This window comes from Streptomyces sp. NPDC045701 (genome assembly GCF_056432045.1).
In genome coordinates, this window is record NZ_JBWKJV010000070.1 from 1 (window position 1) to 14,132 (window position 14,132).

A 14,132-nucleotide genomic window follows, 5' to 3' on the forward strand; every position below is an offset into this window, starting at 1 on the left:
CTTGTGAGAGACCTGTCCTACCAGGGGCTTCACGTCTGCCCGCAGCCGGCTTCACGTCCAAGCAGCCGCGAGATCATTTCGCTGAGAAAACCTCAGTCGTGCGGCATACGAGCCGTAGACGCCGACCGGCAGGTACGCCTCAACGCACTCCCAGCCCTCGTCCGACAACTGTCTCCGCGTCATGCACTCCGGACTACCGCATTCGCCCTCACCGTGAGCGCGAATCCCTCGGGTTGATCACGACTCGATACGCCCTAAAGCGAGTGTCGGTCTACATCTGCATAGTTTGCTCGGCCTCGCTCTACCAAGGGCTGTGGGCCATGTCTGGGCCAGCAAAGACAGGTGAGCCACTTGGCTGCGTATCGATAGAGGCCAGGGCCCTGCGGAGGCTCATGGTGCGACGCTCTTGAAAACCGTCGTGGCAGCGATGTCACCGTGGGTTCAAATCCCACACCCACCGCGGGTTGAAGGCCCCTGACCAGCACCATTGGTTCGGGGCCTTCGTCATGGCCGGTGCCTGTGAGTGACCGGGACTCCCGTTCTGCCGGGCACGGACGGGGCACGGCCGTTCTGTTGCGGTACCGCCGATCCGGAGGCCCCCGGGCGTGAGGTGCGGGTGGCCGGGGTGGGGGTGACGCAGAAACCCCACCCGCCGCGGGCGCACGAGGAGTTCCCGCTGGGGCAGCACGCCTGGTCCGGCTTCCACCAGCCCCGGCGGCCGGAGCGGGGTGAACCGCCCCCCGGGTCCCCACGTCTTCCCGCGCCCGGCCTACGACGAGACCCTGGCCGCACCGGACCTGCTTACCCAGGACCCTCTCGCTCCGCTGTTGGGTGAGCGACAGCCACCAACAGCGGCCTCGGTGTCGACCTCCGCTCGGCTCCTCCCGGGCCGGCGGTGGACGGGACGGAAGCTCCCACGCGCCGGGCAAAGTCGCCCGCGACGTTCGTAGGCCACGGATCGCGGGTGGGGAACCTCGGGGGGCGGGTGGTCGTCCTTGGGGGTGAGGCTTGCCGCGAAAAGGGAGTTGCCATGACGGTGAACGACCCGATGAAGCTCGAGACCACCCTCGGTGACGGTCGGCGTGTGACGCTGCCGCCGACGGGGGCGCGGTGGGGCGCCGACGGGGTGGGGGCCCTGCGAGCCGTACCGGCCACGCACACCGGGCAGGGCCAGGAGCCGCCCGCGCTGCCGGCCCGGCCGGCCCTGCCTCTCGAAGTGGCCCTGCTCGGGTTCGGGGTTTAGGTGTCTTGCCGATCTTGCCGGGCTCGCGTGCCCCGGCAGGTCGGGCCGGGCTGATCCACCGGCCTGTCCCAGGGGCTCACCCCGACCGGCCGCGTCAGGAGCCGACGATGGCGCGCAGGGCGGCGAGGTGGGCGTGGTAGGCGTCGCGGCCGGGGCGGGTCAGGCGCAGCCAGACGCGCCGGCGGGTGTCGCGTACCGCCGTGCGCTGCTCGACGTAGCCGGCGTCGGCCAGAACGGTGACGTGCTTGCTCAGCACCGAGGCGGAGACGCCCAACTGCTTCTGGACGGTGGCGAACTCGGCCTCCCCGGCGGTGTCCAGGAGGGCGCAGATCCGCAGCCGGTTGGGGGCGTGGATGGTGGTGTCGAACCCGTCCATGGGGTCGGGCGCCGTGGAGTCGCTCATGAGGCCTTCCGGTGCAGCCGGACGAAGACGAGGTGGAAGGCGACCGACGTCCCGGCGCCGACGGCGGACGCGGCGAACAGCCACAACGGCTCGTGGGTGGCGCGGAAGACCATGGCCGACCCCAGGAGCACCACGGGCAGTCCGGTCACCAGCGGCAGGGTGACGCGCTTGGGCAGGACGTCGAAGCGGAGTGCCACGCCGGTCTTCTTGCGCCAGTTGGAGGCCGCGGCCGCGAACAGCGACAGGAACGCCGCCGTCAGCACCACCAGGATCACGCTCCACACCGCCCGGGGCAACAGCCATTCGTGGTCCGCCAGCGTCCCTCCGTACACCGGCGGTATGGCGGCGGTGTAGAGCGTGAGCGCGGTGGCGAACCAGCGCGGCCACGGGGTGGCGGACAGAGCGGCGGTCGACGCCGAGACCTGCTCGGCTTCGGTGAGGGCGGCGAGCGCCTGCCGCGCGGTCGGACGGATGACATCCCCGTTGGTTTCCATGATGGAAACTCTAGAGGTGAGTTTCCATGGCGGCAAGTGGAAACTTTCCGGTATGGAAACTGGCGCGGCCGGATACAGTCGCCGCATGGGGGATTTCGCCGACCGGGGCCGGACCGTGCTGTGCAGGTCGTGTCACCGACCGCTGGTGCAGAACCGCCGTTGGTTTCCGAGGCAGTACTGCAACCGCTGGCACAAGGTGAGGCACCGGGTGGCCGGTTTCTTCGGCGGCGTGCTGGACAACGTGTAGGCGGGCGGCCGGGGAAAAGGCGTTGCCGGGCCCGTCCGGCGCGCGCCAGCATCGGGTCATGACCTCCCTGACACCTCTCCTGCCGCCGACCGCCACCGACCGATCGGTGCGCGAGCAGCAGCAGTACGGGTCCTGGTGGAGGCCGGCTGCCGCCCTGTCGTGATCGGCGCGCTGGTCGCGGGGGCGCTCGCCGGGCTCGGGATCGCCGTGCCGGTGGGGGCCGTCGGGGCGTACCTGGTGGCGCTCAGCGCGCGGACGTCGCCGAAGGTCGGGGCGTGCGCCGCGCTCGGGGTGGCCACCGCCGACGGGCTGTACGCGCTGGTCGCCGCCGTCGGCGGGGCGGCGGCGGCACCTCTCGTCGAGCCGGCCGTGGTGCCCCTGCGGTGGCTGTCGGCCCTGGTGCTGGTGGTGGTGGCGGTACGCGGCGCTGCCGTGGCGATCGGGCGCCACCGGGGGCGGCGGGCGGTGGCGCGGGACGACGACGTGCGGGTCGGGCCGCTGCGGGCGTACCTGGCGCTGCTCGGCATCACGCTGCTCAACCCCATGACCGTCGTCTATTTCGTGGCGCTGGTGATCGGCGGCCGCACCACCGGGAGCCCGGGACCGCCGGAGCAGGGCGCCTTCGTGCTCGGCGCCTTCCTCGCGTCCGCCTGCTGGCAGTTGCTGCTCGCCGGGGGCGGGGCGCTGCTGGGCAGGGCGCTGACCGGGAGCCGGGGGCGGCTCGGCACCGCGCTGGCGTCCAGCACGCTGATCATCGCGCTCGCGGGGCACCTGCTCCTCTCGGCGCCGTGAGGCGGGCCGCCGAGGCGATGGTGGCGCGCGCCTCGTGAGCGGTGAGGCCGGTGCGTACGGCGGCGTCGGTGAGGGCGTCCGCGAGGGCGTCGCCGACGCCGTCCTCGTACGCCCGGCAGGCCGCCCAGAACAGCCCGGAGTTGCGCCGTCCCGGCCGCGCGGCGAGGACGAAGCGGATCAGCCCCTCGCCGTGCGGCGCCGGACCGGTCCGCCCCCCGCCGTGCGGCGCGGGCCGCCGCCGACGCTCGGGGGGCCGTGACGGCGGGGCGAGCAGGCGCAGCAGGGCCGGCGGGCACGGTGCCGGGGGCAGGGCCGCCGTGCCGGGGGCCAGGCGGTACGCGCCGCGCGCGGCCACCGACCCGGGGCCGGCCAGGTACCCGCCGGAGCCGCGGATGTCGACGCCGCGGGCGAGTCGGCCGGCCGAGTTCGGGACGGCGACGCCCGGCGGGCCGGCCAGCCACAGGTGCCGGCCGCCGCTGGGGGTGAGGACGGTGACCGTGCCCGGGATCGTGAAGCCGTGCTCCCGGGCGAGGCGCCGGAGGACGGCGGGGTCCGTGTCGAGGTCGACGCCGATCAGGTGGTGGGGCGGCCGGCCGCAGGCGATGCCGTAACCGGTCGCCCAGGGGGCCAGGGCGAACAGGGCGCGTACGGCGGCCGGATCGGTGGTCGCGTCGTGGACGCCGTGCCCCGGCAGACCGCACTCGCCCCGGCAGCGCACCGGTTCGGGGTCGTTCCGGTGGGGGGACGGCAGGGCGGGCAGCTTGGACGGCGACAGGGGGAAGACGGGCACTCCGCGCTCGGCGGCGGACAGCGCGTGGGCCAGGGCCAGGGTGGAGGTGCGCCGGTCGGAAGCGGCCATGGCGCCATGTTCGTATGTACGTTCGAGAAAGGGAAGAGGGCGTGAATGGCCGGAAATGCGCCGGAACGATTCCTCGGCGCACCCGGGCGGCCTGCCCGCCTCGCGCGGCGGCCGAGCCTTTTGTGAGCTGCGGTTTCGTACGGGTGTGGGGGTTTATCGACATGTCCTCACGCTTGCGGGCGAAATGGCCGCTCGGGTCTGGTTCGCCGGGGATGCGGTGGGCAACTCTTGAACCGCGACGTCGAGAACTCGCCCGGAGCGGTCGGCCCACCGCGCGGGAACAGGCCGTAGGCAGGCAGACAGCCACTGGAGGACCCGCATGACAAACATCCGTACCGGTACCGCTCCCGTCGTCCCCGCCGCCCTGCCGGCGGGGTAGGACCGGCCCGGGGGAAGGGGAACGAGGTGGACGGCGGCAGCCCGTGCGCCGGTACTCCGGTACCGGCGCACGGGCCGTCCGGCGTCCTGTCCCCGGCACGCCCCCGGTGGACGGCCGCCGGCCCCTGCCGGTACGCCCCGCGTCCCCGCCCCCCGATCCGGCGCGGCCCGCTCCTCCACCTCCAGGAGGTGCGCCGGACCGCGGCACTACGACCTGAGGCGGACGCGGGTTCGGCACCTGTGGGCGATCCCCCGGACGGCGGCCGCTCCTAGCGTGGACGCATGACCGCGACCGCCGGCCCCGTCTGCACCGGGGCGTCCTCAGCCGCCACCGGATACCCCTCGTTCTCGTCGTACGTACGGGCCCGAGGTCCCGTGCTGCTGCGCACCGCCCGGTCGCTGACCGCCGACCCGAGCGACGCCGAGGACCTGCTGCAGACGGCGCTGGCCAAGACGTACGTCGCCTGGCACCGCATCGAGGACCACCGCGCGCTCGACGGCTACGTGCGCCGCGCCCTGCTCAACACCCGCACCTCGCAGTGGCGCAGGCGCAAGGTCGACGAGTTCGCGTGCGACGAACTGCCCGAGCCCCTGGGGCCGCCCGCACCCGACCCGGCGGAGCAGCAGGCCCTGCGCGACGCGATGTGGCACGCGGTGATGAGGCTGCCCGACCGCCAGCGGGCCATGGTGGTGCTCCGGTACTACGAGGACCTCAGCGAGGCCCAGACGGCGGAGGTCCTCGGGGTCTCCGTGGGCACGGTCAAGAGCGCCGTCTCGCGGGCGCTCGGCAAACTCCGTGAGGATCCGGAGCTGTCGCCCGTAAGGTGATCGGTACCGGTCGATCTACTCCCGGGTAGTGACATACCGCTTGGTATGTGCGCATGATCTGCACACCTTCGATGCCACGGCCCGGGGGACACCCCCGGGTCATGAATCGCGCGCCCAACGGGAGGACGCCGTGCTGAGCACCATGCAGGACGTACCACTGACCGTGACCCGCATCCTCCGCCACGGGATGACGATCCACGGACAGTCACGGATCACCACCTGGACCGGCGAGGCCGAGCCGCACCGCCGTACCTTCGCCGAGGCCGGCGCCCGCGCCACGCAGCTGGCCGGGGCACTGCGCGACGAACTCGGCGTGACCGGCGACGAACGGGTCGCCACGCTCATGTGGAACAACGCCGAGCACGTCGAGGCGTACCTGGCGATCCCCTCCATGGGCGCCGTCCTGCACACCCTCAACCTGCGCCTGCCCGCCGAGCAGCTGATCTGGATCGTCAACCACGCTGCCGACCGGGTCGTCCTGGTCAACGGCAGCCTCCTCCCGCTGCTCGCCCCGCTCCTCCCGCACCTGCCGACGATCGAGCACGTCGTGGTGTCCGGCCCCGGCGACCGCTCCCTCCTCGACGGCGTCGCGCCCTCCGTCCACGAGTACGAGGAGCTCATCGCCGGCCACCCGGCCACCTACGACTGGCCCGAGCTGGACGAACGCGCCGCCGCCGCCATGTGCTACACCTCCGGCACCACCGGCGACCCCAAGGGCGTCGTCTACTCCCACCGCTCCATCTACCTGCACTCCATGCAGGTGAACATGACGGAGTCGATGGGCCTGACGGACAAGGACACGACCCTGGTCGTCGTGCCGCAGTTCCACGTGAACGCCTGGGGCCTGCCCCACGCCACCTTCATGACCGGCGTCAACATGCTGATGCCCGACCGCTTCCTCCAGCCCGCCCCGCTCGCCGAGATGATCGAGCGCGAGAGGCCCACGCACGCGGCGGCCGTCCCCACCATCTGGCAGGGCCTCCTCGCCGAGGTCACCGCCAACCCGCGCGACCTGTCGTCGATGGCCAGCGTCACCATCGGCGGCGCCGCCTGCCCGCCGTCCCTGATGGAGGCGTACGACCAGCTCGGGGTCCGCCTCTGTCACGCCTGGGGCATGACCGAGACGTCCCCGCTGGGCACCATGGCCAACCCGCCGGCCGGCCTCACGGCGGAGGAGGAGTGGCCGTACCGCGTCACCCAGGGCCGCTTCCCCGCCGGCGTCGAGGCCCGCCTCGCCGGACCAGGCGGCGACATCCTGCCCTGGGACGGCGAGTCCGCCGGCGAACTGGAGGTCCGCGGCCCGTGGATCGCGGGGGCCTACTACGGCGGCGCGGCCGGCGAACCCCTGCGGCCCGAGGACAAGTTCACGCCGGACGGCTGGCTCAAGACCGGCGACGTCGGCGTGATCAGCCCCGACGGCTTCCTCACGCTCACCGACCGGGCGAAGGACGTCATCAAGTCGGGCGGCGAGTGGATCTCCTCCGTGGAGCTGGAGAACGCCCTGATGGCCCACCCGGAGGTGGCCGAGGCGGCCGTCGTCGCCGTGCCGGACGACAAGTGGGGCGAGCGCCCGCTGGCGACCGTGGTCCTCAAGGAGGGCGCGACCGCCGACTACGAGACGCTGCGCGCCTTCCTCGCCGAGTCGATCGCCAAGTGGCAGCTCCCGGAGCGCTGGGCGATCGTCCCGGCCGTACCGAAGACGAGCGTGGGCAAGTTCGACAAGAAGGTGATCCGCCGGCAGTACGCGAGCGGTGAACTGGACGTCACCCAGCTCTGACGTCACCCGGCCCCGGGGCCACGCCGGCCCTGGGGCCGCCCGACCTGGCGCCCCGCCGGCCCCGGGGTCCAGGGGTCACGACCCCAGGGGGCCACCCGGCCCTGACGCCGTCCGGCTCCGACGGACCGCGGGGGCGCCCCCGCCGCTAGTTCGTGCCGATCTTCGCCAGCAGGTCGACGATCCGCGACTGCACCTCGGCGCTCGTCGACCGCTCCGCCAGGAACAGCACCGTCTCGCCCGACGACAGCTTCGGCAGCTCCGACTGCTGGAGACTCGCCGAGGTGTAGACGACCAGCGGCGTGCGGTTCAGCTGCCCGTTCGCCCGCAGCCAGTCGATGATCCCGGCCCGCCGGCGACGCACCTGCATCAGGTCCATCACCACCAGGTTCGGCCGCATCTGCCCGGCCAGCGTGACCGCCTCGCTGTCCGTCGCCGCCCGCGCCACCTGCATCCCGCGCCGCTCCAGCGTCGCCGTCAGCGCGAGCGCGATCTCCTCCTGCTCCTCGATGAGCAGGACCCGCGACGGGTGCTGCTCACTGTCCCGGGGAGCCAGCGCCTTGAGCAGTACGGCCGGGTCGGCGCCGTACGCCGCCTCCCGGGTCGCCTGGCCCAGGCCGGCCGCCAGCAGCACCGGCACCTCGGCCGCCACCGCCGCCTGGCGCAGCGCCTGGAGCGCCGTACGGGTGATCGGCCCGGTCAGCGGGTCGACGAACAGGGCCGCCGGGAACGCGGCGATCTGCGCGTCCACCTCCTCGCGGGAGTGCACGATCACGGGCCGGTAGCCGCGCTCGCTCAGCGCCTGCTGCGTGGAGACGTCCGGCGCGGGCCACACCAGCAGCCGGCGCGGGTTGTCCAGCGGCTCCGGGGGCAGCTCGTCGTCGACCGGCAGCGAGGCCGGCTCGTTGGCCACCTCGACGGCGCCACCCGGCCCGTCCAGCGGTTCCGGGCCCTCGGCCGCGTCCTCGTCCGGTGCCCCTATCTCGTACGCCCGCCCCTCGGCCGGGGCGGACAGCCGCGGCGGCGGGGTCAGGGCCGGTGCCGGGCCGGCGGCCGGCGGTGGGGCGGGGGCGGGTACGGGCGGCTGCTGGGGGTGCGGCCGGTCGGCCGGCTCCTCCGCCGGGGGCGTCGCCAGCTTGCGGCGCCGCCCGGAGCCCGAGGACGCCTGCTGGCCGATCTGCTGGCCGAACGGCACCCCCTGGCCCAGGGTGCGCACGCTGAACGCCCGCCCCTGGGTGCTCGACGCGTCGTCGCCGGCCGGCACCTCCGGCGGCAGCGGTACGGAGCCGGTCCCCGCGCCGGCCCCGCCGGCCGGCTCCTGGGCCGCGCGCCGCCGTCCGGTGGGCCCCGGGTCGGGGGCGGGCGCGGTGACCGGCGCGGTGGCCTGGCCGGGCGCGGGTCGCACCGGGTGCGGCCGGGACGGCGTGTGGTCGGCGTCCGGCACCGCGGGCACGGCGTCGTGGCGGCCGGCGCCCTGGCGCTCGTCGGGGTGCGTGGCGGCACCCGGTTCCGGGCGGGGCGCGGCGGGGCGCCGGTCCGCCTCGGCGGGCGGAAGCGCGAACGCGGCACGGCCACCGCCCTCGGCGCCCTGCGCTGTCCGGTCCTGCGCGGGGCGGTCCTGCGCGGCTCCGAGCGCCCGGCGGGCCCGGCGACCCCCGGCCGGTTCGACGGCCTGGGCGCCGTTGACGGGTACGCCGGTGGCGGGCACCGGGGACGGCGCGGGGCCGGCCGGCAGCGCGGGCATCCCGCCCTCGTCGCCCCGCCGCGCCCGCCGCCCGGCGGCCGGTACCGGCACCGCGTCCGCCGGCACGCCCTGCGGGGGCACCGTCTCACCCAGGGCGGCCCGGCCCTGGGCACTCTCGGCGGCCGTCACGACCGACCCCTCGGCCGGCACCCCGGCCACCGGTCCCCCGGCCTCCGCCGGGCTCGGCCGCCCGCGCCGCCGCCCGGTCGGCTTGGCCGCCACCGGGTCCTCGGCGAGCACGGGGCTGTCCAGGAAGGCGTCCGTGGAGGCCCGCCGCGCCCGGCGCCGCCCGCCCCCGGAGGCCCCGCCGGACGTGTCGCCCGACGCCTGCGCGGGCACGACCGCGCCCGCGGACGCCCCGCCGGGAACCGCGAGCGCGGCGGCCTCCGCGGCCACCGGCGCGTCCGTCGACGGCGTCCCGGCCGGCGGACCCTCCGCCACCGGAGCCTCGGCGGCCGGTGCGCCCGCCGTCTGCTGCACCGTCCCGGCACCCTCACCCAGCGGCACCTCCAGGACGTACGCGCTGCCCGGCATCCCCGGCACCTCGTGCGTCTGCAGCACCCCGGCGTGCGCCCGGACGATCCCCCGCACGATCGGCTCGTGCACCGGGTCGCCCCCGGCGTACGGCCCGCGCACCTCGATCCGTACGACGTCACCGCGCTGCGCCGCCGCCACGACGATCGTCGAGTCGACGTACCCGCCGCCCGGTACCGGCCGCGCCTTGCCGGTCGAATCCACCCCGGCGACGTCCGCGATCAGGTGGGCGAGCGCGGTCGAGATCCGTACGCCGTCCACCTCGGCCTCTATCGGCGGGGCGTGCACCGCGAACTGCACCCGCCCCGGGCCGATCAGTTCCACCGCGCCCTCGACACCGGCGGCAACGACCGCGTCGAGCAGCACCTTCGACTTGCGCAGCGACTCCTCGCCCACGTCCAGCCGCTGGTAGCCCAGCACGTTGTCCACGAGCGTCGTCATCCGGGCGTACCCGGCGGCCAGATGGTGCAGCACCTGGTTGGCCTCGGGCCACAGCTGGCCGGCCGGGTCGGCGGCGAGCGTGCCCAGCTCCCGGCGCAGCTCCTCCAGCGGTCCGCGCAGCGACTCGCCCAGCACGGCGGTCAGCTGGGCGTGCCGAGCGGTCAGTGCCGCGTACCGCTCCTCGTGCCGCTCGATCTCGACGGACAGCCGCTCGCTGAGGTCGGCCATCCCGGCGGCGTGCCGCTCGGTCAGCTCGGCGACCTCGGCCGCGTGCCGGGTCTCCTGCTCCTCGTAGGGGCGCCGGTCGGTGAACGTCATCACCGCGCCGACCAGCTGTTCCCCGTCGCGTACGGGCGCGGTCGTCAGGTCGACCGGGACCGGCGAGCCGTCCTTGGCCCACACCACCTGGCCGCGCACCCGGTGCTTGCGCCCGGACCGCAGCGTGTCGGCCAGCGGCGACTCGTCGAACGGGAAGGCCTCCCCGTCCGCCCGCGAGTGCAGCATCAGGCCGTGGAGTTCCTTGCCGCCCAGGTCGCTGGCCCGCCAGCCCAGTATCTGCGCGGCGGCCGGGTTCACCAGGACGATCCGCCCGTCGGTGTCCGTGCCGACGACGCCCTCGGAGGCGGCGCGCAGGATCATCTCGGTCTGCCGCTGCGAGCGCGCCAGCTCGGCCTCGGTGTCGATCGTCCCGGAGAGGTCCCGCACCACGAGCATCAGCAGCTCGTCGCCGGTGTACGAGTGCCCGCCGGCCGCCGCGTACGAGTCGTACGCCTCCCGGCCGTCCTCCAGGCTCGCGCTGGTCACCTCGACCGGGAACTCGCTGCCGTCCGTGCGCCGCGCCACCATCCGGGCCGGCTTGGTGCGGCCCCGCGCGTCGGCGGCCTCGGGCCGGCGCATCGAACCGGGGATGAGCCGGGAGTCGAACGCGGGCAGCAGGTCGAGCAGCCCGCGCCCGACCAGGGCCGTGCCGGGCGTCTCGAACATTTCGAGGGCGATGGTGTTGGCGTTGACGACCGTGCCGTTGCAATTGACGAGTACGAGCCCGTCCGGCAGCGCGTCGAGTATGGCTGCGAGGCGAGCAGCACCTCGGGATGGCCTGCTGCTCACGACGACGCTTCCTCCCACTCGGCCTGTCATTGGAGGGAGTCTAAAGGCAGGTGATGGGGGCCCGACGGCGGTTGTGTGCGGGTTCCTCTACGACCTGGCCATCGGCAGCACCGGCTTCAGGGCGTCCCACCTGGCGATCTCGCAGCCGTCGGTCCGCTTGAAGTGGGCGTCCACATCCTGGCCCTGCCAGGTCCCGGTGACGTGCGCGGTGGCGGCCCCGCCGTGCTGCTGGGTGCACATCTGGTCCTTGGCGACGGGCGCGAACGGGTCCCGGCCCTCCTCGGCCAGCTCGCCGAGCCGGTCGCACGCCCCCTGCACCCGGGGGTGGTTGCCCTCGGCGGTCCGCAGGCCGCACTTCAGCTCGAAGGTGCCGTCCGCCATCGGGTTGCCCGAGTTCTTCACGGTGACGGTCAGCGAGTCGGTCCCCGACAGCAGCGGCAGCGGCAGTGGTCCGCCACCGGCCATGGCGGCGGGGGCGGCGGCACCGAGCGCGGCGAGCGACGCGGCGGAGGCGAGGACGAGGCGACGCAGCATACGAACTCCTGGGGTCACGGATCCGTCGGGATGCCCGGCATCCCTCACCCCACTAACGCTCCAGCCCCGCGCGCGTTGCGCAAGCCGGGGCATCCGGGCGCGGCACCGAACGCCTTTGCCCTGCGCCCCGCACGCCTAGTACCGTGGGGAGCGATTGGTGACACCCCCTTGGACTGTGTCATCATCTGCACGCACCACTCGCCCTGGCGCGGGTGCGGGCACACCTGGAGGCGTCGCCTAGTCCGGTCTATGGCGCCGCACTGCTAATGCGGTTTGGGTCTTAAAGCCCATCGAGGGTTCAAATCCCTCCGCCTCCGCCAGCACCACCCGAAGCCCCGGCCCCACGGCCGGGGCTTCGGCCGTTTCCGGCCCTCTCCGCCATGCCCCGCCCGGCCTCCCGACCGACCCCCGGCGGGCCGCCCGTCCGACCCCCTCGGCCGGCCCCCAATCGGCCCCGAAGTCGTGCCGACGGTGACCTCCGCGCGTTCGGCCATCCGAGGGATGTTTCGCGTTTTCGCAGGTCAGAGGGGGTGTGGGTAATGGATTTCGCGTCACGGCGCAGGTCATGTAATGTTGTTCCCGCAACGCCGACCGGGCAGAAAAGCCCGGGAAGCACAAGCACTCGTAGCTTAACGGATAGAGCATCTGACTACGGATCAGAAGGTTGCAGGTTCGAATCCTGCCGAGTGCACACAGGTGAGAGGCCCCGGAGAAATCCGGGGCCTCTTGCGTTGCCGGGCCGTACAGCAGCGAAGTACAGCAACCGCCCTCAGCCAGCGCCGCCCATCGCGTCGGACAGCTTGCCGATCGCTTTCCGCACCTCTTCCTCGCTCGCCTCGGCGTAGACCTCCATCGTCATCGCGATCTGCGAGTGCCGGAGGATGCGCTGCGCCACCTTCGGGTGGACCTTGAGCGCGACCAGGAGCGAGCTGCATGTGTGCCGGGTATTCCGCAGCGGGATCACCCGAAGGCCGGCACGGCGAGCGCGCAGCGCGAACATCCGAGTCAGGTTCCCTGGCTCGATCGGGGTGCCGTACTTCGTGGTGAAGATCAGCCCATGGGTGTCCTGCCAGAGCTCCCCGACCGCCTTCCGGTCGCCGAGCTGCTGGGCGCGGCGCATGCGAAGGGCCTTGAGGCAGAGCGCGGGCAGCGGCAGGAAGTCGTCCGAGTTCTCGGTCTTGGTCTCGCGGTGGAGGATCTGCCGCCCGGCGCGCTGGATCTGGTGATCCACGTACAGCTCCCCGTTCTCGAAGTCGACGGACTTCCACGTCAGGCCCAGGACTTCCCCCCGGCGAAGCCCGAGGCACAGCACGAGCACCCATGCCGCGAAGAGGTGATCGTCCCGGGCGGCGGCATCCGCGAGGAACCGACCCGCTTCCGCGACGGACCAAGGCTTGATCCGGCGGCGGCGCGGTTTGGGGACCTTCACCAGGGAGGCGACGTTCTTGCTGATCTCCTCCTCTGCGACCGCATGGGTGAGAGCGGCCCGCAGAGCGTCGCGGGAACCCTGGATCACCCGGCGGGACGGGTACGACTCACAGCACTCCCCGACCGCGCAGCACCGGCGGCTTCCGGGCGCCCTCTTGGCGTCTTTGCCCTGAGCGCAGCACTGGCACACGGTCGCCAGCTTGGTCAGCCACTCCCGCACGTCCCGGACGGTGAGCTTGTCCAGCCGCTTGGCACCGAGGTGTGGGGCGATGTAGAGCCGGACGTACCCCTCGTACGACACATACGAGAGCGGGGCCAGGTTGGGCTGCACGATGGAGTCGAGCCAGTACGCCAGGAAGGCCGCGAGGGTCCGGTGCCGAGTGGCGACTGGTCCCCTCTTCGCCTCGGCGTGGAGGTTGAGCCACTTCTCGTGGACCTCCTCGCGGGTCTTGCCGTAGGCGTACTTCCGGGCCCGCTTGCCGTCCGGCTTGGTGACCCAGACGTAGGCGGCGTAGCCGTTCTTGTACGGGTAGATCGAGCCCTCGCCGTTGCCGCGCTTCCCGCTCATGCCGCCCACCCTTCGGCGTCGGCGGTGACGCGTTCGACGTACTCGTCGACCCAGGCCGGAAGGATGCGCCGGTTGCGGCCGACCTTGACCGAGCGGATCTCCCCGGTGAGCACGAGCATCTTGGTCTTGGACAGCCCGAAGCCGAGCATCTCGGCGACCTCGGCGGTGGTGTGCCACTTCCGCTCGATGACTACGGCAGCCACGTGTTCTCTCCTTCGAATTCGGCGCGGATCTCGCGGGCGTGTTCGCGGTTGTGCTGGAGGTCCCGGCGGACGTTGGCGGCGAGCCAGGATTCGCCGGGGGTGGCGCCGTGTCCGGCGTAGGCCCAGTGGGCGACGACGAGGGCGGTGGACTCCGGGTGTTCGTCGGGGTCGGGCAGGCCGAGTGCGGCGCGTTGCTGGGCGGCGCGGTAGTCGGCGCGGACCTGGCGTAAGGCGCCGAGGGTGGTGGAGTAGCGGCGGGACTTGGTGGAGAAGTGGCCACGGAAGCCGAGCATGTGGGCCCAGGCCCGCAGGCGCCGGTCCGGGTAGGCCCGGTCGAGGTCCATGCAGGCTTCCATGAGCCGCCGGGGGTGGTCGGGGATGCCGAGGAGGACGAGGGCTTCCTTGTTGCCGACCGGGTGGTCGACGGTGCCGGTGGTCTCGGCGGCTTTGGTGGCGTACTTGACTCCGTTGCCCAATTCGCTGTGACGGGTGTGCCGGTTCCGGCATGATCGCTCCTGTGGCCGCTTCCTTGTCGTGCGGCCGGTTGGGGGTGGT

Annotated in this window: 12 protein-coding genes, 2 tRNA genes and 1 pseudogene; 7 read left to right on the forward strand and 8 right to left on the reverse strand. The window is 73.4% G+C overall.

From position 1 onward, the window contains the following. Positions 1 to 1,030 precede the first annotated feature (1,030 nt). On the forward strand, positions 1,031 to 1,243 hold the full coding sequence (locus tag AC07DW_RS30890) for a hypothetical protein (protein WP_478860975.1): 213 nt from the start codon (positions 1,031 to 1,033) through the stop codon (positions 1,241 to 1,243). 94 nt (positions 1,244 to 1,337) lie between these two features. On the opposite strand, the gene AC07DW_RS30895 is transcribed toward AC07DW_RS30890, so the two are convergent. Together AC07DW_RS30895 and AC07DW_RS30900 are read right to left on the reverse strand one after the other, a co-directional pair. Further along, entirely contained in the window at positions 1,338 to 1,646 is a 309-nt protein-coding gene (locus AC07DW_RS30895; RefSeq protein ID WP_478860976.1) for a transcriptional regulator, read from the reverse strand. Then, positions 1,643 to 2,140, reverse strand: coding sequence for a hypothetical protein (locus AC07DW_RS30900; protein ID WP_478860977.1), 498 nt, complete (start codon positions 2,138 to 2,140; stop codon positions 1,643 to 1,645). Before AC07DW_RS30900 ends, AC07DW_RS30895 begins: the two co-directional genes overlap by 4 nt. 16 nt (positions 2,141 to 2,156) lie before the next feature. Between AC07DW_RS30900 and AC07DW_RS30905 the strand changes: the two genes are divergently transcribed. Next, positions 2,157 to 2,387 (forward strand): hypothetical protein, encoded by a 231-nt coding sequence (locus AC07DW_RS30905; protein ID WP_478860978.1) that lies wholly within the window; start codon positions 2,157 to 2,159, stop codon positions 2,385 to 2,387. 159 nt (positions 2,388 to 2,546) lie between these two features. Next, complete coding sequence (locus AC07DW_RS30910) at positions 2,547 to 3,179, forward strand: LysE family transporter (protein ID WP_478860979.1); 633 nt, start codon at positions 2,547 to 2,549, stop codon at positions 3,177 to 3,179. On the opposite strand, the gene AC07DW_RS30915 is transcribed toward AC07DW_RS30910, so the two are convergent. Further along, positions 3,139 to 4,038, reverse strand: coding sequence for a bifunctional DNA primase/polymerase (locus AC07DW_RS30915; RefSeq protein ID WP_478860980.1), 900 nt, complete (start codon positions 4,036 to 4,038; stop codon positions 3,139 to 3,141). The two genes, AC07DW_RS30910 and AC07DW_RS30915, sit on opposite strands and share 41 nt — an antisense overlap. Before the next feature lie 660 nt (positions 4,039 to 4,698). Here AC07DW_RS30915 and AC07DW_RS30920 point away from each other — a divergent pair. Next, positions 4,699 to 5,244 (forward strand): SigE family RNA polymerase sigma factor, encoded by a 546-nt coding sequence (locus tag AC07DW_RS30920; RefSeq protein ID WP_478860981.1) that lies wholly within the window; start codon positions 4,699 to 4,701, stop codon positions 5,242 to 5,244. Positions 5,245 to 5,374: 130 nt separating this feature from the next. After that, entirely contained in the window at positions 5,375 to 7,021 is a 1,647-nt protein-coding gene (locus AC07DW_RS30925; protein WP_478860982.1) for a long-chain fatty acid--CoA ligase, read from the forward strand. A gap of 145 nt (positions 7,022 to 7,166) precedes the next feature. On the opposite strand, the gene AC07DW_RS30930 is transcribed toward AC07DW_RS30925, so the two are convergent. Together AC07DW_RS30930 and AC07DW_RS30935 are read right to left on the reverse strand one after the other, a co-directional pair. Further along, entirely contained in the window at positions 7,167 to 10,844 is a 3,678-nt protein-coding gene (locus tag AC07DW_RS30930; protein ID WP_478860983.1) for a response regulator, read from the reverse strand. 87 nt (positions 10,845 to 10,931) lie between these two features. Next, positions 10,932 to 11,378, reverse strand: coding sequence for an SSI family serine proteinase inhibitor (locus tag AC07DW_RS30935; protein ID WP_478860984.1), 447 nt, complete (start codon positions 11,376 to 11,378; stop codon positions 10,932 to 10,934). 226 nt (positions 11,379 to 11,604) lie between these two features. Here AC07DW_RS30935 and AC07DW_RS30940 point away from each other — a divergent pair. Both AC07DW_RS30940 and AC07DW_RS30945 read left to right on the forward strand, forming a co-directional pair. Beyond that, positions 11,605 to 11,698: transfer RNA gene (locus AC07DW_RS30940), tRNA-Ser, on the forward strand. 298 nt (positions 11,699 to 11,996) lie between these two features. Next, a tRNA-Arg gene (locus AC07DW_RS30945) sits at positions 11,997 to 12,069 on the forward strand. A gap of 78 nt (positions 12,070 to 12,147) precedes the next feature. On the opposite strand, the gene AC07DW_RS30950 is transcribed toward AC07DW_RS30945, so the two are convergent. The 3 genes and pseudogenes from AC07DW_RS30950 to AC07DW_RS30960 all read right to left on the reverse strand — a co-directional run. After that, positions 12,148 to 13,374 carry a site-specific integrase gene (locus AC07DW_RS30950; RefSeq protein ID WP_478860985.1) on the reverse strand — a complete coding sequence of 409 codons (1,227 nt, stop codon included), beginning with the start codon at positions 13,372 to 13,374 and terminating at the stop codon, positions 12,148 to 12,150. Beyond that, the gene (locus AC07DW_RS30955; RefSeq protein ID WP_469463530.1) at positions 13,371 to 13,577 is read right to left on the reverse strand and encodes an excisionase family DNA-binding protein; all 207 of its coding nucleotides are present in this window, start codon (positions 13,575 to 13,577) and stop codon (positions 13,371 to 13,373) included. The genes AC07DW_RS30950 and AC07DW_RS30955 overlap by 4 nt, the downstream gene beginning before the upstream one ends. Further along, positions 13,565 to 14,038 (reverse strand): annotated as a pseudogene (locus AC07DW_RS30960) (replication initiator); the annotation flags it as partial. The pseudogene AC07DW_RS30960 and the gene AC07DW_RS30955, both read right to left, overlap by 13 nt. Between the last annotated feature and the right edge of the window lie 94 nt (positions 14,039 to 14,132).

Excerpts from the sequence above, each read along its gene's own strand:
- AC07DW_RS30890 (WP_478860975.1), top strand. The coding sequence starts at position 1,031 with ATGACGGTGAACGACCCGATGAAGCTCGAGACCACCCTCGGTGACGGT.
- AC07DW_RS30895 (WP_478860976.1), bottom strand. The coding sequence starts at position 1,646 with ATGAGCGACTCCACGGCGCCCGACCCCATGGACGGGTTCGACACCACC.
- AC07DW_RS30900 (WP_478860977.1), bottom strand. The coding sequence starts at position 2,140 with ATGGAAACCAACGGGGATGTCATCCGTCCGACCGCGCGGCAGGCGCTC.
- AC07DW_RS30915 (WP_478860980.1), bottom strand. The coding sequence starts at position 4,038 with ATGGCCGCTTCCGACCGGCGCACCTCCACCCTGGCCCTGGCCCACGCG.
- AC07DW_RS30920 (WP_478860981.1), top strand. The coding sequence starts at position 4,699 with ATGACCGCGACCGCCGGCCCCGTCTGCACCGGGGCGTCCTCAGCCGCC.
- AC07DW_RS30935 (WP_478860984.1), bottom strand. The coding sequence starts at position 11,378 with ATGCTGCGTCGCCTCGTCCTCGCCTCCGCCGCGTCGCTCGCCGCGCTC.
- AC07DW_RS30950 (WP_478860985.1), bottom strand. The coding sequence starts at position 13,374 with ATGAGCGGGAAGCGCGGCAACGGCGAGGGCTCGATCTACCCGTACAAG.